The organism is Clostridium sp. JN-9 (assembly GCF_004103695.1).
In the GTDB taxonomy this organism is placed as follows: Bacteria; Bacillota; Clostridia; order Clostridiales; family Clostridiaceae; genus JN-9.
This window is the reverse complement of record NZ_CP035280.1, coordinates 2,183,329-2,198,779: the sequence shown is the minus strand read 5'-3', so window position 1 is coordinate 2,198,779 and position 15,451 is coordinate 2,183,329. Positions and strand designations below refer to the sequence as shown.

Below are 15,451 nucleotides of genomic sequence, written 5' to 3'. Positions count from 1 at the left end.
AAAGGAAGTGGATAGCATGTCAAATAAGTTAAATGAAAGGCTCAAACAAGCTAGAAAAAACTTAGGACTTTCACAAGAATATGTTGCCTGTGTAATGAAAGTGCATAGAACAACTATAACGGCTATCGAAACGGGAAGTAGAAAAGTAACAGCAGATGAATTAAAGCAATTCGCTGAATTATATGGAGTAACCTTAGATGAATTAGTTTATGATCAGGACAATACCAAAGAAACTAAAATGTTTGCAAGAGCATTTTCTAGCCTTTCAGATATAGATAAAGAAGAAATAATGAATCTAATTGAATTCAAGAGAAAAATAAAAGAGAGACTTACAACAAATGTTTAGTAGTATAGATTTATCAGATTATTTCTATAAGCCGGAAATTCTTGCGAAAAGGGTTTTAGAAATATATTTTTCTCAAAAAATACCTTCTTATCCAATAGATCCTTTTGATATTTTAAAACAGATGAATATAGTCTATCAATTCAGGGATTTTAGGGATTTAGAAGGTATTTATATTGTTCCTGAGGACGAGGATGATATAGCTATTGTAGGTATAAACAACAATAGACCAGTAACAAGGCAAAGATTTACAGCCGCACATGAACTATGCCATCATATAAAAGATAAAAATGAAAGTTCTATATGTCCAATTGATGGAAGAGAAAAAAACCCTATTGAAAAGTATGCGGATAAATTTGCTAGTGAATTATTAATGCCAACAGAAGAATTAAAAAAACAGGTAGGTAAATTTGAAAATAATGGGTACATAAATTTTGAAAATATTATTTATATTGCTGATTACTTTGGCGTAAGTTTTGAAGCATGTGTATTTAATATAGCCTATAAGCTTAATAAAATTGAAGGAAACATAGAACCTTTAAGGCTAAAAAAGCGAATAAATAAATTTAAACCTGATAAAAAGAGAATTGAACTAGGTTTTAAGAAATATGATTCATCATTATTAAAAAATATAATAAATTCCTACGATTATTTTTACAACAATGAAAGTAAGGCTGTTTGGTATAAATTCAAGAATGACTTTATTTATAATGAAAATAGACTTGAAGGGGTAAATATTGATAAAGAAGATGTTGCTGAAATTCTAACAGATATTAGAATTTATAAGCAAAACAGTGTATATTGCAAATCTGAATACAAAGATATAATTGAAGTTGTTGGACATGCATCCATGTATGATTTCTTACTAGAAACAGAAGAACCAATTAGCATCTTTAAACTTTTAAAGCTACATACTATGCTTTTTCAATTTGCACCATACCCAGAAGCAGCTGGGAAAATAAGAAACTCAAACAATTTTGTTACAGAAGCAAAATTTGAAACAGTTGACTATAATAATATAATTAATGAGTTGTTAAAACTAGAAGAAAAGTTAAAGAAATTAATAAATAAAATGAATGATATGTCTATCGCAGAATATATAGAAGAAGCTGTAAAAATCCATCATAGAATAACTGTAATTCATCCATTTATTGACGGAAACGGCAGATGTTCTAGGGTTATGTTAAATTGGCTATTTAAGATTAAAGGATTACCTCCTGTTTACCTAAAATATGATAATAAAGATTATTACTATGAAGCTTTAAAAGAAGCAGATCTGAATGGTGATTATTCTTATTTATGTGAAGTTTTTTATAGAGAGATAATAAGGTCAATGATTCAATTGAATACTAAATTTAAACTGTAAAATATAAAAAGCATTGGCCAAATGTTCGTTTATAAGATGATATAATACTATTAGGTCAAATCAAACCTATCTCAATATCAAAAGAGCCTAAAAACACGTTTGCAACCTAAAGTTGACAAAATGCAAGTGAAGGTTGGTAGGTGAAAATACAGTCTTTTGGTAAGCTTATATAAGAGTTTGTCTCTAATATTATTTAAGGACTGGTGACTAATGGAGTTTAATGAAAAATTACAAAAGCTGCGAAAAGAAAAAGGGATGTCCCAGGAAAATTTAGCTGAGATACTGGATGTATCAAGGCAAGCTATCAGCAAGTGGGAAAGTGGTCAGTCTTATCCTGAAATGGATAAAATGATTGCGCTTAGCGAATTATTTAGTGTTACAATGGACAGCCTTGTTAAAAACGGCGAATTGAAAAAAGATAATGAGAATGTGGTAAGCCAACCCTTTTGGTTTACCAGAGGAAGATTTTACGAATATAAAAGCAAGCGTTCGTTATTTGGATTGCCCATTGTCCATGTTAATATCGGTGGAGGCATGAAAAAAGCAAAGGGTATTATTGCAGTTGGTAACAATGCTACAGGTATTGTTGCCGTTGGTCTTTTATCTAAGGGAGTTATTTCTTTTGGATTACTTTCACTTGGCCTTATCAGTATAGGCGTTTTTGCCCTTGGTATTTTATTTGCTGCTGCATCAGTTGCTGTTGGAATTTTTGCAGTTGGTGCTATAGCAGTAGGTATCATTTCAATCGGTGCTGTATCTATTGGTATGTTTTCAATGGGCGCTTGTTCCGTCGCTTCGAATATCGCTGTTGGTGATTATGCAAATGGATATATCGCTATTGGTCATATAGCCCATGGGGCAAAAACATTCATCGACAATTCACCAAAACATGATTTAAGTACAATTAATAGAAGTGACGTAAAAGCAGTAATTAATAAAGAATATCCTAATATATGGCCATGGATTTCCGATTTAATGACCTCGATGGTTGGTAATTAGAAACAAAGGATGTCCCAGTTTATGAAAGTGCCTGACCTATTGCAAAAGGACAGGCCTCTAATTCTAAAAGCAGCTAGTTAAATAGCTAAGAAGATATCTAGAAATCAAGATAACAAGAGGTTTTGATGCAGCTATTATTTTAAAGCAATTGTTTTGCAGATGTAACTGTTATCTCTAATACTCTGCTTAAAAATGGGCATTTTTCTTTCATCATATCAAATTCTGAACCAGCTGTAAGAAATTTTGCAGTACCTTCAACTTCAAAACCTGTTCCCTGGTAGTTATTGCGTCCCATAACTTCCCTGGCACCTAAAGTAATCTTTACTTTACTATTATGATTTACATCATTTTCTGTACTATGCATTCCAGCTGCAGGAATTAAAATCTTTTCATCATCTGTTACTATTAAGTAGGAATTCCAGGTGCAGGTTACATGTGCTTCATCTACTCCCCATGATACTATTGAAACTACTCCTTCGTGATTTAATACCTCATAAAACTTTTCTGTAAGCATTTTATATTCCTTCCTTCTTTTGAATTAAAGACAATCATTATCGTGGACATTACTTATCCTTAATAATGATATATCTTTTTCATACCTTGGTCAATAGTATATTTAATATTGCATTATGATCACCTTGAATGAAAATAAATTATGGGATAATATTAATAAAAGAGTATATATCAGAGGAGTATGAAAAATGAAATTTTCAGTAGGAGTAGAGTACGCAATACATTGCTTATTATATATGGTAAACTTGGATGAAGGTAAGTCTGTTGGAATAAGGGATTTAGCCGCATTTCAAGGCATTTCGGAAACTTATTTATCAAAAGTATATGCAAAATTAAGTAAGTCAGGAATTATAAAATCTATGCCAGGTGTAAAAGGTGGTTATGCATTAGCCCGCAGTGCAGAAAAAATAACATTTTGGGATGTTGTTGAAGCAGTAGAAGGAAATGAACCATTTTTTCAATGTGCAGAAATCAGACAAAAAAATATATTATTAGATAAAGATAATTTACCAGATACTTATACCAAATGTCCTTGTTTAATAAAAGTTGTAATGTTAGAAGCAGAAGATGAAATGAGAAAATACTTAAATAATAAGACATTGGCATGGCTGTATGATGAGGTGTATAATAAAAAGCTGCCAAAAGAGGTGAAAAAGGCCACAAATGAATGGTTTAGCAATGTAACAAAGTGGTGATAATATGAAATATACATATTTAAGTGTAAAAATTTAAATTTGATGAAAGTGAGGAGAGAATATGCAGATAGCACTAACTAAAAAACTGGCTACTGCCATGAAAATAAATCCACCTCGTATTCATGAGGTTGTAGATCCAATATTTTCATGGACGGCAAACTGGACTAAAGTTTGGGATAATCGCAGGGCAGAGGATATGCTTGTTCTAGTGAATAATGAGACACGTTTTGTTGTTGCAATTTATGAAGTTAAGCGAAATTCGCTGAAAAATGTAGCTGAAATGATGAAAACAGCTATTTTAAATACACTTCTTTCTATGAATTTAAATCCAGATCTTGTGGCAGAATATATGCGGATGTCAGGTGAAGTGGAATTCGTTCAAAATAGCAGCAGAAAGGCATCATCATGGGTATCAAAGGCAGGAATGGATTGTGCTTTATATGTGGCAAGCGAATATAATGGAATACCAAAAATGTTTAATGATACAGTAGGCTCTTTTGTAAACCGACTTATTGTCAATTGTTCTGGTGCTTATAAAGATGCGTTCTACCCTTATGTTGCAATGATTAATGCACTTTCTAAGGTTACTGGGAGGCAAGCCTATAAATATCGTGCTTTTGAATTACTTGTTACACTTGATTTGGACATATATAAGGCGGTAAGGAAAATTATTGTACCTGCTGATATACAATTTAAGCAATTACACAAGGTGCTGCAGTCAGTGTTTGAATGGAAGAACTACCATCTATATGATTTCACTGTTTTTGATAAGGGTAGTAACAAGATGACTGCCAGAATTGTTCCTTCTGAGGAGGACTTAGAGTATGATAATGAAGCAATTTTAATGGGAAATCACACCTTGTCAGAATTTTTGTCTAAGCAGAAATATATAATATATACCTATGATATGGGAGATAGCTGGCAGCATGAAATCCAGCTTATAGATATAATAGATGAGTATCATAAGGAGTCTCCGTATTTGCTGGAGGCAAGCGGTCAAACGCCCCCAGAGGACGTGGGAGGGGTACCAGGATTTATTAACTTCCGTGAAATTATGATGAATCCTAATTCTCCAGAATACAAAGAAATGCAGGAATGGGCAGGGTATTGGACTGTAGAGCTGGGTGATTGGGAAAAGCGCCCCAGGGTTATTACAAGGATTTGATGGATGATGAATAAAACCAGTAGAATATGATGAGGCTAATTTGTTAGGAGGGTAACTTTGGAACAAAAGCATAAAGAAAATAAGGAATTAATAGTTATTTTTACACAGACAGGTTTTATAGTAGATTATGAAATAGTTCCTAAAAAAAATCTATCTGAAGAAAATCAGAAAAAACAGGAAGAATGGTATACAAGATTTTCAAAAGATAAATATAAGGCATTATGGGAACTTGGATTTTCAAAGCAGGATGATTGGATGTCTCAGTCAATAAGTTTTTTAAACTTTCTTGCAAATAAATTAATAATGAAAATTTCAAGGCAGCCAGATATAGAGTTCACAAGGGAAGAAGCAGAATTATCCTTAGATTATGATGAGCTTGATGAGATTAAAAGCATGATACCTTTTTCAATAGGTACAGAATTTATAAATAATGAATGGATTTCTTTTATCTTCGAAAAGATAGCTGATATATACAGAAAAGAGATATCAGGCTATAAAGGAACTGTTAAGGATTTCTTAATGGAGAGAAATAATAATATCAATGTAGTTGGAAGAGTATATTTTCACCTGGTGGAAAATAAGGATGAAAATTATCCTTTTGCATTTTTGGCTACATATTCAACGGAAAATAAAGATGCAGGTGTACATAAGGCAAAACATGTGCCTTTAAAAAATGCTCTTTTAGAATATAAAGATGATAAGGAAAAGCTTCTTCAGTTAATGTCAACCATAAGCAAGGCAGCAGATAAAAGCGAGTTTATATCACAGCTTATGGAAAGCGGTGAACTGTTTTCACCGTTAAAGTTTACAAAAAAAGAAGCATATACGATTTTAAAGGAAATTCCTATTTATGAGGAAGCAGGAATAATGTGCAGAATTCCAAACTGGTGGAGGAAGAAGAGCAATTCTTTAAGGCTTTCAGTTCATATTGGAGAAAAAGAGCCTTCAAAGATTGGAATGGATGCATTATTATCCTTTGAACCTGAAATATTACTTGGAGAAGAAAAGATTTCTAAAGAAGAATTGAAAAAGCTTCTTTTAGAATCAGAAGGTTTAACTTTAATTAAGGGAAAATGGGTAGAGATTGATAAGAACAAGCTGTCACAGGTTTTGGAGGCTTATGAAAAAGCTGATAGTTTATCTAAAGAAGAAGGCTTAACTATATCAGAGGCAATGCGAATGGAATTAAACCCAGAGGAAGGTCTTGGAATTAATGAAGAATATGTAGATTTACAAGTATCAAATGGAGCATGGCTTAAAAAAGTAAGAGAAACTATGATTAAACCTGAAATTATAAAAGAAGTAAAACCTTCCGAAGATTTTCATGCCACTTTAAGACCATATCAGAATACAGGCTTTTCATGGCTTTCTTATATGCAGAAACTTGGCTTTGGGGCCTGCCTTGCAGATGACATGGGACTTGGTAAAACTGTGCAGATTATTGCCTTTCTCGAAAAAGTAAGAGTTACAAAAGGAGGAAAAGCACTTCTCATAATACCTGCATCTCTTATAGGAAATTGGGAAAAGGAAATAGAAAGGTTTGCTCCTCTAATGCCCATAGTTGTAATCCATGGGAAAGAAGCTGTGGCAAACTTAGAAGAAGAAAGTGCATTTTTATACATTACAACATATGGTATGGCAGCACGTTTAGATGAACTTAAAAATAGATTTTGGGATATACTGATTCTTGATGAGGCGCAGGCAATTAAGAACCCAGGAACAAAGCAGACTAAAACCATTAAAAAAATAAAGGCAAAAACAAGGATAGCAATGACAGGTACGCCTATTGAAAACAGACTTTCAGATCTCTGGTCATTATTTGATTTTTTAGACCCGGGTCTTCTTGGAAATGCTAAGGAGTTTACGAAATTCACCAAGGGAATATCAGAAAACAAAACTAATTATGCAAAGCTTAGAAACATTGTGAATCCATTTATATTAAGAAGGTTAAAGACTGATAAAAGAGTTATAGCTGATCTTCCAGAGAAAATTGAAATTAAAGAATATGCATCCTTAAGCAGGAAACAAATTGTTCTGTATAATAAACTTGTAAAAGACATTGAAGCTAAATTAAAAACTACAGAGGGAATAGAAAGAAAAGGCCTTGTGCTTGGAAGTATAATTAAGTTTAAACAAATATGCAATCATCCTGATCAGTATCTTGGACTTTCTGAATATAAAGCTGATTACAGCGGAAAGTTTCAGCAGCTTAAAGATATTTGTGAAAATATATATGAAAAAAGAGAAAGAGTACTTGTGTTTACGCAGTTTAGAGAAATGACTGAGCCTATAGCAGACTTTTTGGAGAAAATATTTGGCAGAGAAGGATTAGTTCTTCATGGAGGGACATCTGTTAAAAATCGAAGTAAAATGGTGGAAAGATTTAATGGAGAAGAATACATTCCTTTCATGGTACTTTCACTAAAAGCAGGGGGCGTTGGATTAAATCTTACAGCAGCTAATCATGTTATTCACTTTGACAGATGGTGGAATCCTGCAGTTGAAAATCAGGCAACAGACAGAGCATTTCGTATAGGCCAGACGAAAAATGTAATGGTACATAAATTTATTACAAAGGGAACAATTGAAGAAAAAATAGATTCCATGATAGAAGAAAAACAAAAATTAGCCAGTGATATAATAGGTTCATCAGGAGAAAACTGGATTACAGAACTGGATAACAAGTCACTTATGGAATTATTCAGGCTGGGTGGTGAAAAATAAATGAGTTATTATGGCTATCCTGAATATGTTTCAGTTTCAGAAAAAAAGGAAAAAGCTAAAAAAAGTCTGGCAAAGCTTAAAAAGTCAAACCCTGATATTTCACCAGTTATTATTGAAGGAAGAAGTATTGCAAATAAATGGTGGGGTAAAGCCTGGAATAAAAACCTGGAAAGCTATGCTGACTACAGCAATAGAATAGGACGGGGCAGGTCTTATGTAAGAAACGGTGCAGTTTTAGATTTAAAAATTAAAGAGGGAAAGGTAGAAGCATTAGTTCAAGGCAGCAGCACAAAACCATATAAAGTTGAAATTACAATTGATAAGTTAAGTAAAACCAAGTGGAAAAATGTGACGGAAGCCTGCAATAATAGAATTGATACTTTGGAAACACTTCTTTCAGGAAAATTCCCCAAAGAGTTTGATGAATTTTTCAGCAATCCAAAATATGGATTGTTTCCAAGCCCAAAAGAAATTCATTTTAAGTGCAGCTGTCCTGATTCTGCAAGAATGTGCAAGCATGTAGCAGCTGCTTTGTATGGAATTGGTGCACGATTAGATGAAGACCCCATTTTATTTTTTAAGCTTAGAGACATTGACTTCCAGGAATTACTCAAAAAATCAATGGAAGAGAAAATGCAGAGTATGCTTAAAAATGCAGATAAGAAAAGTGAACGTATTATTGATGATAAAGATGTGTTTAATTTATTTGGTGTATAACATTATATTGTAACCATAAAAAATAATCACCCTTGAAAATGACTTATTTAAGCCGTTTACAAGGGTGATTTTTATTGTAAAGTAAATTAGGGAAAAATATTGGAATAAAAAAGCAGCAAAATGGAAAAGATAAACCTATTCATGTAAATAAATATCTGAGGAAGGTGGCATAATATTTGAGCAATATAGATGGAATTGGAATAAGTGTGCCAAGAAAAGAAGCTTTTGACAAGGTTACCGGAACAGCAAGATATACTGATGATGAAATAATTCCTGGTATGTTACATGGTAAGATACTTACAAGTCCTTATGCCCATGCAAAGATTAATTCAATTGATGTATCTGAAGCTGTGAAGTCAAAAGGTGTTAAAGCAGTAATAACCGGAGATTATTCACCTGTGCTGTGCGGGACAGTATTAGAAGACAGACCGCCAATAGCAAAAGACAAAGTACGATATTATGGTGAACCTGTTGCGGTAGTTGTTGCAAATAGCGAACAGGAGGCAATGAAAGCATTAAAACTTATAAAGGTTTCATATGATCCTTTGCCTGTGGTTAACACAATAGATGATGCTATAAAACCAAATGCTGTTGTTATACATGAAAACCTGGGGCAGTACAAACATGCAGTTCAGGACGTTTATCCTGAAGTAAACACTAATATTTCAGACCGTGTGAAAATAAGAAAAGGTGATGTAATAAAAGCGTGGGAAGAAAGTGAAGTTATATTATATTCAGAGTTTTCTCTTCCACAGACGGATCATATTGCCATGGAAACCCGAAATGTGAGAGCACAAATTCTGCCTGATGGAAGGGTAATGATATATACTTCCACACAGGCGCCCTATTCCGTTAGAAAGCTTTTAAGCAAGTATTATAACATACCGGAAGGAAACATAATTGTCAAGGTACCATTTGTGGGCGGGGGATTTGGAGGCAAAGCACCTGTGCAGCTGGAAGCCATTGCATACCTTGCTTCAAAAGCCGTTAATGGTAAATTGGTGAGAATAGCAAATTCAAGAGAAGATGATATTAGAACTTCACCTTGTAAAATAGGACTGAAGGCAGATTTAAAAATAGGTGCCACAAAAGATGGAATTATAAAAGTTTGAAGCCAGATATATGGTTGACAGCGGGGCATATACAGATATTGGTCCGCGTATAGCCAAAGCTATTGCAGTAGATTGTTCAGGGCCATATAATATTGAAAATATATGGTGTGACTCAGTAAGTATATATACTAACCACACATATGTAACATCCTATCGTGGTTTTGGTCATTCTGAATGCACATTCTGCATGGAAAGGATCATTGACAAATTAGCTGCAAAGCTAGGTATTGATGCTTTAGAATTAAGAATAAGAAATGCTATAAAGCCTGGCGAGTATACTCCAACCCAGGTAAAAACAACAATTAGCAATACAGGAAGTTTGACAGACTGCCTTACAAAATTAAAGGAATTATCAGAATGGGATAAGTGGCAGGTAATGAAAACAGAAGAAGGAATGATTAAGGCAAAAGGAATAGGATGTCTTTGGAAAACTTCTGATTCACCTGTGAATGCTGTTTCCGGTGTTTTTCTTTCCTGTAATTCAGATGGAAGTATAAATATTAATTCTGGTGCAGTTGAAATAGGTCCCGGCATAAAGACTACTCTGGCTCAGATACTTGCTGAAAAATTGAAAATGGATGTAAGCAGGATTCATGTTATGATGGGAGTAAATACCCAGGTTTCACCTGAACACTGGAAAACTGTTGCAAGCATGACAACTTTTATGGCGGGGAGGGCAGTTATCAGAGCTGCGGAGGATCTCATAAAACAGCTTAAAAGTGCAGCTGCTGACATAATGAAAACTCCTCCTGAAGATCTGGACATTGCTGAAGAAAAAGTGTATTTAAAGCAGGACCCTGAAATATATGTTTCATTTAAGGATTTAGTCAGAGGTCATACAGAGCCTAATGGACTGGCTGTTGAAGGGCAGATACTTGGCCGTGGAAGTTTTATAATGAGCCATATTACTGATATTGATAAAGCTACTGGAAAAGGGAAACCCGGTCCGGCATGGACTGTAGGTGCTCAGGCTGTTGAAATTGAATATAATCCTATAGATTACACATACAGACTTTTAAAGGCAGTTACTGTTATAGATGCAGGCAAAGTTATTAATCCAAAGACTTCAAGAGGATTAGTAATGGGAGGAATAAATATGGGTTTTGGAATAGCTACCAGGGAAGCATTTGAATATGATGACGGTGGCAGGTTACAAACCACTTCACTACGCACTTATAAGCCAATGAGGTTTGGCGAGAATCCCGAATATATAATTGATTTTATTGAAATGCCACAGGTAGATGCGCCATTTGGAGCACGTGGATTTGCAGAACATGGTATAATAGCAATTCCTGCTGCATTTGCAAATGCTATATCACGTGCTGCTGATTATGAATTTGATTCACTGCCTATTACACCTGAAGTTATCTGGAGGGCTAAAACTGGAGGAAAATATGATACCTTTTGATTTTGAATATTACAAACCTGAAACAATTGAAGAAGCAGTTCAAATTTACTCTGACTTAAATAGTGAAGGTAAAAAGCCTTTGTATTATGGGGGTGGAACTGAGATTATAAGTATGGCAAGAGCATTTAATGTATATACTGAGGCTGTAATTGATATAAAGGGGATTCCAGAATGTAATGTCCATCAGTTAAAGCACAATAAACTTATTATTGGTTCAGCTGTTACCCTTACACAAATTGCTGAGGCAGATTTATTTCCTGTACTTGCATTGACAGTGCAGAGAATAGCTGATCATACCATACAGGACAAAATTACACTAGGTGGAAACATTGCAGGTACAATTATATACCGTGAATCTGTACTGCCCCTTTTAATAGCCGACAGTGAAGTGACTATAGCAAGCTTAAATGGCTTAAAACAGGTACCCCTAATGGATATATTCGAAAAAAGAATAAAACTAAATAGCGGAGATCTTATAGTAAATGCAGCCATAGACAGCCATTTTCTCTCTCTTCCGTATGTGCATTCAAAAAGAACTAAAAGCGATAAAATTGATTACCCTCTTATTACTCTTGCTGCACTTAAAGATAATAATAGAATAAATATAGCTTTTAGCGGAGTCTGCAGCTATCCCTTCAGGTCTTTATTAATTGAAGACTATTTAAATGATACTAGTCTTCCAGATAATATCAGGGTTGACAATGCAATAAATAGTATACCAGACTTGGTACTAAATGATTTAACCGGATCAGCTGAGTATAGAAAATTTATGCTGCAAAAAATGCTTATGGAAGTTTTATCAAAACTGGAGGGAAAATAAATGCTAAAGATTCTTGATAAATCAATAATTACATTAAATATTAATGGAGAGGATAGGGAGATTGCTGCAAAACCCTCGGATATTCTATTATATACTCTCCGAAATGAACTTGGAATTACAGGTGCAAACCAGGCTGTGAAAATGGAGACTGCGGCTCATGCACCATTCTTATAGATGGATGGCCTGTAAAGTCATGTTTAATGCTTACAGTTGAGGCCATAGGAAAGAAAATATTAACTGTAGAAGGATTGGAAAATGCTCCAATACAAAAGGCATTTGTAGAAAATTGGGGATTTCAATGCGGATACTGCACATCAGGATTTTTAATGGTTTGTCATGCTCTGGCTAATATACATCCTGATGCAAACGACCATGTAATAGAACAATGGCTTCAGTCCAACATCTGCAGGTGCACTGGTTATGAGGAAATAGGGGATGCAGTGAAAGCAGTTCTAAAAGGTAAATAAATATGCTTGAAAAGGATTGATATTATGGGTATTGACGGTGTTGTATTGGCAGCCGGGCTATCTTCAAGATTTGGAAGATATAAATTGACTTTGGATATTTTGGGGAAAACAGTTATAGAAAGATGTATAGAGCCTATGTATGATATGTGCTCCAGCATAATTGTTGTTGGAGGGCATAATTATGATGTGCTTTGTCACACATTAAAACCATATGGAAAAGTGAAACTGATTTTTAATGAGAATTATACTGAAGGTATGTTCAGTTCTATAAAAAAAGGAATACTTAAGGTACAGCAGGATAAATTCATAATAACTCCTGGAGATTATCCCATAATAAAAAAAGAAACTTACTTGAAGCTGCTATCAATTGACAATGACATAGTAGTGCCATCTTATAAAAACATTAATGGTCATCCTGTGCTTATAAAAAGCTGTCTTATTAATAAAATCATATCAGGAGGATATTCCAGCATGAGGGAATTTATAAATGAGCATGGCTTTTCTAATATATGCACAGAAGATGAAGGCATATTACTAGACATAGATACTCATGAGGATTATAGGGAAATTATGAAAAAATTTTAATTTATGGGCCCCCGGGAGGCATATATTATGGCTTTCATCAATATAATATAAAGTATGAAATATTTTGATGGGGGAAACAAAATGACTGAGAAAATAAAGTCATGTAGTAACTCAAATGATTTTCTAATGAACATAAGCACTGCAATATTTTGGGGATCAATATGGGGAATTACGGAAGCTACTCTGGGGTATCTGCTGCACAAAATAAATTTTAAATTTGGCTGGTGTATATGGTTTCCTATAGCTTTTTATTTTATGGATAAAATATACAGGCAGGTAAAAAAAGCACAGTATATATTATATGGAGCACTTATCACTTCAGTAATAAAATTAGCAGATTTATTTATTGAGACAAGAGTAGATAAAGTAATCAATCCTTCAGTTTCTATAATATTGGAGGCAGCAGCAGTATTTGCTGTGTATAAAATAGTAGAAAAAAAGCACAGGGAAATAGGAATAGCAGCAGTTATAGTAATGAATTTCTTTTGGAGGGTACTATATGCTGGTTACTTATTTTTAGCACCCAAATCATTTTTAGCAATTTCTCCTTTAAGAGGATTAAATCCATTTATACATTTTATGTTTATAGAAAGTGCAGCTAATATTGCTATTATAATGCTATATGTAGTGTTTAAGCACAAATTTGAAAAAGAATCTATGCAAAAAGGCATGGAATCAATTAGAATAAAACCTATTGCATCATTTATGACCCTTATTCTTGCAGTAACACTGCAATTACTCATATGATAAACATTATTACTGGAAGAGTCAATTCAGGAAAGACAACTGAACTTATTAAGATTTATAACAGACTTGGAAAAGGCGATGGATTTTATAATAGAAAGTTATATTCTCATGGACATTATGCAGGACAGGAAATTGTTATACTTTCCAGCAGGAAAAGTAAGCTGTGGGCATGCCATGGGACTAGGCCTCAAAACTTTCAGCAGTGTCTTTGCTATGGAACATACTGCTTTTCAAAAGGGGGAGCAGAATATGCTGAAAATACAATAAATTCTATTTTAAAATCAGGAATAGAGCCTGTTTATATAGATGAAATAGGACCTTTAGAACTTCAGGAAAAGGGGTTTCATAGGCTGTTTAAATGCTGTCTGGAAGCTAATAAAGAAATCTATGTAGTAATTAGGGAGAGCTGTGTTGAAGCTGTAATCAAAAAATATAATATTACAAATTATAAAATAATTAATGTTAATAATATGTTCCCCCAGACTGATGTCTGAGGGAATTTTTACTTATGTGTATCATACAAAAAAGAGCTGTTAAAGCAACTGATCTATCTGTTGATTATATATAAATAAAAATGATATAATTGGGTTCGACGATTACACTAAGGATTAATTAAAGGAGGACACGTTGTGAAAATTTCAAAAAAAGATGCACTTAAATGGTTTGAATTCTTTTCCATGCTGCCAGAGGATCAGGAACTTATGGTAAAACAGCAGGAAATCATTTATTCAACCTTTGCACAAATTGAGGCGGCTATTGATTATAGAAATGATAAGTTGATGTCTGAAATTAAAGACTTGAAAACTTTAAAGAATAGAACTTTTTTTGTGGGAAATGAAAGCAAATTCCCAAAAGGATGCTGCTCTTGTCTGCTTGGTACTGGTTTGGGCGCAATTAGAAAAACCAATAAATGTAACGCGCAGTGTAAGTTTTGTTATGATTATGGAGAGATGGATGATATTCCTCCAATTGGCGAAGGTATGTGGGAAATTGGAGGCACAAAGTTTTATGAGAAGGATATTGATTTACTCCTTTCCATCCATGATAAACCCACCGGCATCTGCTACGTTTATTTAGAGCCATTTATGGAAATTGAAAAATACTATTCAGTAATAAAGAAATTTAGTGATGCAGGAGTTCATCAGCATTTATATACAAATGGGATTTTAGCTAAGGAAGACACATTAAAGGCATTAGGTGAAGCAGGTCTTGATGAGATACGTTTCAACATGGGTGCTTCTAATTGTTCAGATAAAGTTATTGAAAATATTGGAATAGCAAAAAAATATATTAAAAATGTAGGTATTGAAACTCCAATGACACCTGAATTTTTTGAAGCTTTTTTTAAGAAGAAACAAACAATATTAGATACAAAACTTGATTTTATAAATTGTGCGGAATTACATTTAAATGAGAATAACATAGATAATTATTATGGAGAAGATATGTACATTGCAAGGCATGGCTATATATCTCCAATCTGGAGCAGGGAATTAACTTTGAAATTCATGAAAATAGCTGATGAAGAAAAATGGGATTTAGTAGTTCATGATTGTTCAAACTATACAAAGTTTGCAAGAGATTTAAATTTGAGCAGCAAAGAGGGTAAATGGTTTGGAGCCAGCAGTTATGCCTGTGAGTTCACAAGGATTCCATACGAAGCATTTTTACCAATACTCCGAGATGACAATTTCAAATTTTTAAGTGAGGAAGAATTGCCTGAGGGTTATAAACCAGGGGAGCTGATTTATTAAATAGTATTGTCATTAATATGAAATATATGAAAAAGA

The 15,451-nt window shown here is 33.7% G+C and carries 13 protein-coding genes and 2 pseudogenes; 14 read left to right on the top strand and 1 reads right to left on the bottom strand.

Annotation, left to right across the window (positions count from 1 at the left end):
• Positions 1 to 16 precede the first annotated feature (16 nt).
• The 3 genes from EQM05_RS10475 to EQM05_RS10465 all read left to right on the top strand — a co-directional run bounded on the left by EQM05_RS10475 (position 17) and on the right by EQM05_RS10465 (position 2,708).
• Positions 17 to 346 (top strand): helix-turn-helix transcriptional regulator, encoded by a 330-nt coding sequence (locus EQM05_RS10475; protein ID WP_128749993.1) that lies wholly within the window; start codon positions 17 to 19, stop codon positions 344 to 346.
• Positions 339 to 1,709 carry an ImmA/IrrE family metallo-endopeptidase gene (locus EQM05_RS10470; RefSeq protein ID WP_128749992.1) on the top strand — a complete coding sequence of 457 codons (1,371 nt, stop codon included), beginning with the start codon at positions 339 to 341 and terminating at the stop codon, positions 1,707 to 1,709. Before EQM05_RS10475 ends, EQM05_RS10470 begins: the two co-directional genes overlap by 8 nt.
• 210 nt (positions 1,710 to 1,919) lie before the next feature.
• Positions 1,920 to 2,708 carry a helix-turn-helix transcriptional regulator gene (locus EQM05_RS10465; protein WP_128749991.1) on the top strand — a complete coding sequence of 263 codons (789 nt, stop codon included), beginning with the start codon at positions 1,920 to 1,922 and terminating at the stop codon, positions 2,706 to 2,708.
• 139 nt (positions 2,709 to 2,847) lie between these two features.
• Here EQM05_RS10465 and EQM05_RS10460 read toward each other — a convergent pair whose 3' ends face one another.
• Complete coding sequence (locus EQM05_RS10460) at positions 2,848 to 3,222, bottom strand: pyridoxamine 5'-phosphate oxidase family protein (RefSeq protein WP_128749990.1); 375 nt, start codon at positions 3,220 to 3,222, stop codon at positions 2,848 to 2,850.
• A 187-nt stretch (positions 3,223 to 3,409) separates the two neighbouring features.
• Here EQM05_RS10460 and EQM05_RS10455 point away from each other — a divergent pair, with 187 nt between their 5' ends.
• The 11 genes and pseudogenes from EQM05_RS10455 to EQM05_RS10405 all read left to right on the top strand — a co-directional run bounded on the left by EQM05_RS10455 (position 3,410) and on the right by EQM05_RS10405 (position 15,415).
• Entirely contained in the window at positions 3,410 to 3,916 is a 507-nt protein-coding gene (locus EQM05_RS10455; RefSeq protein ID WP_128749989.1) for an Rrf2 family transcriptional regulator, read from the top strand.
• 61 nt (positions 3,917 to 3,977) lie between these two features.
• Entirely contained in the window at positions 3,978 to 5,081 is a 1,104-nt protein-coding gene (locus EQM05_RS10450; protein ID WP_128749988.1) for a plasmid pRiA4b ORF-3 family protein, read from the top strand.
• A 57-nt stretch (positions 5,082 to 5,138) separates the two neighbouring features.
• Positions 5,139 to 7,805, top strand: coding sequence for a DEAD/DEAH box helicase (locus EQM05_RS10445; protein WP_128749987.1), 2,667 nt, complete (start codon positions 5,139 to 5,141; stop codon positions 7,803 to 7,805).
• Positions 7,806 to 8,522 carry a hypothetical protein gene (locus EQM05_RS10440; RefSeq protein WP_128749986.1) on the top strand — a complete coding sequence of 239 codons (717 nt, stop codon included), beginning with the start codon at positions 7,806 to 7,808 and terminating at the stop codon, positions 8,520 to 8,522. It begins immediately after the preceding gene.
• A gap of 176 nt (positions 8,523 to 8,698) precedes the next feature.
• Positions 8,699 to 11,042: pseudogene (locus EQM05_RS10435) on the top strand (xanthine dehydrogenase family protein molybdopterin-binding subunit).
• A complete protein-coding gene (locus tag EQM05_RS10430) occupies positions 11,029 to 11,862 on the top strand; it encodes an FAD binding domain-containing protein (protein ID WP_128749985.1) in 834 nt (277 codons plus the stop codon). Before EQM05_RS10435 ends, EQM05_RS10430 begins: the two are co-directional and overlap by 14 nt.
• A pseudogene (locus EQM05_RS10425) lies at positions 11,863 to 12,329 on the top strand ((2Fe-2S)-binding protein).
• A 24-nt stretch (positions 12,330 to 12,353) separates the two neighbouring features.
• Positions 12,354 to 12,914, top strand: a complete 561-nt coding sequence (locus tag EQM05_RS10420) for a nucleotidyltransferase family protein (protein WP_128751096.1) — start codon at positions 12,354 to 12,356, stop codon at positions 12,912 to 12,914.
• An 81-nt stretch (positions 12,915 to 12,995) separates the two neighbouring features.
• A complete protein-coding gene (locus tag EQM05_RS10415) occupies positions 12,996 to 13,661 on the top strand; it encodes a hypothetical protein (RefSeq protein WP_128749984.1) in 666 nt (221 codons plus the stop codon).
• Positions 13,658 to 14,155: a nucleoside-triphosphatase gene (locus EQM05_RS10410; RefSeq protein WP_128749983.1), complete on the top strand. Its 498-nt coding sequence runs from the start codon at positions 13,658 to 13,660 to the stop codon at positions 14,153 to 14,155. The genes EQM05_RS10415 and EQM05_RS10410 overlap by 4 nt, the downstream gene beginning before the upstream one ends.
• A gap of 135 nt (positions 14,156 to 14,290) precedes the next feature.
• Positions 14,291 to 15,415 (top strand): radical SAM protein, encoded by a 1,125-nt coding sequence (locus EQM05_RS10405; protein ID WP_128749982.1) that lies wholly within the window; start codon positions 14,291 to 14,293, stop codon positions 15,413 to 15,415.
• The last annotated feature ends 36 nt before the right edge of the window (positions 15,416 to 15,451 follow it).

What these genes read in the sequence shown, in the direction of transcription:
- EQM05_RS10415 (WP_128749984.1), top strand. Translation starts at nt 12,996, where the DNA reads ATGACTGAGAAAATAAAGTCATGTAGTAACTCAAATGATTTTCTAATG.
- EQM05_RS10450 (WP_128749988.1), top strand. Translation starts at nt 3,978, where the DNA reads ATGCAGATAGCACTAACTAAAAAACTGGCTACTGCCATGAAAATAAAT.
- EQM05_RS10460 (WP_128749990.1), bottom strand. Translation starts at nt 3,222, where the DNA reads ATGCTTACAGAAAAGTTTTATGAGGTATTAAATCACGAAGGAGTAGTT.
- EQM05_RS10455 (WP_128749989.1), top strand. Translation starts at nt 3,410, where the DNA reads ATGAAATTTTCAGTAGGAGTAGAGTACGCAATACATTGCTTATTATAT.
- EQM05_RS10475 (WP_128749993.1), top strand. Translation starts at nt 17, where the DNA reads ATGTCAAATAAGTTAAATGAAAGGCTCAAACAAGCTAGAAAAAACTTA.
- EQM05_RS10465 (WP_128749991.1), top strand. Translation starts at nt 1,920, where the DNA reads ATGGAGTTTAATGAAAAATTACAAAAGCTGCGAAAAGAAAAAGGGATG.
- EQM05_RS10420 (WP_128751096.1), top strand. Translation starts at nt 12,354, where the DNA reads ATGGGTATTGACGGTGTTGTATTGGCAGCCGGGCTATCTTCAAGATTT.
- EQM05_RS10440 (WP_128749986.1), top strand. Translation starts at nt 7,806, where the DNA reads ATGAGTTATTATGGCTATCCTGAATATGTTTCAGTTTCAGAAAAAAAG.
- EQM05_RS10430 (WP_128749985.1), top strand. Translation starts at nt 11,029, where the DNA reads ATGATACCTTTTGATTTTGAATATTACAAACCTGAAACAATTGAAGAA.
- EQM05_RS10470 (WP_128749992.1), top strand. Translation starts at nt 339, where the DNA reads ATGTTTAGTAGTATAGATTTATCAGATTATTTCTATAAGCCGGAAATT.
- EQM05_RS10410 (WP_128749983.1), top strand. Translation starts at nt 13,658, where the DNA reads ATGATAAACATTATTACTGGAAGAGTCAATTCAGGAAAGACAACTGAA.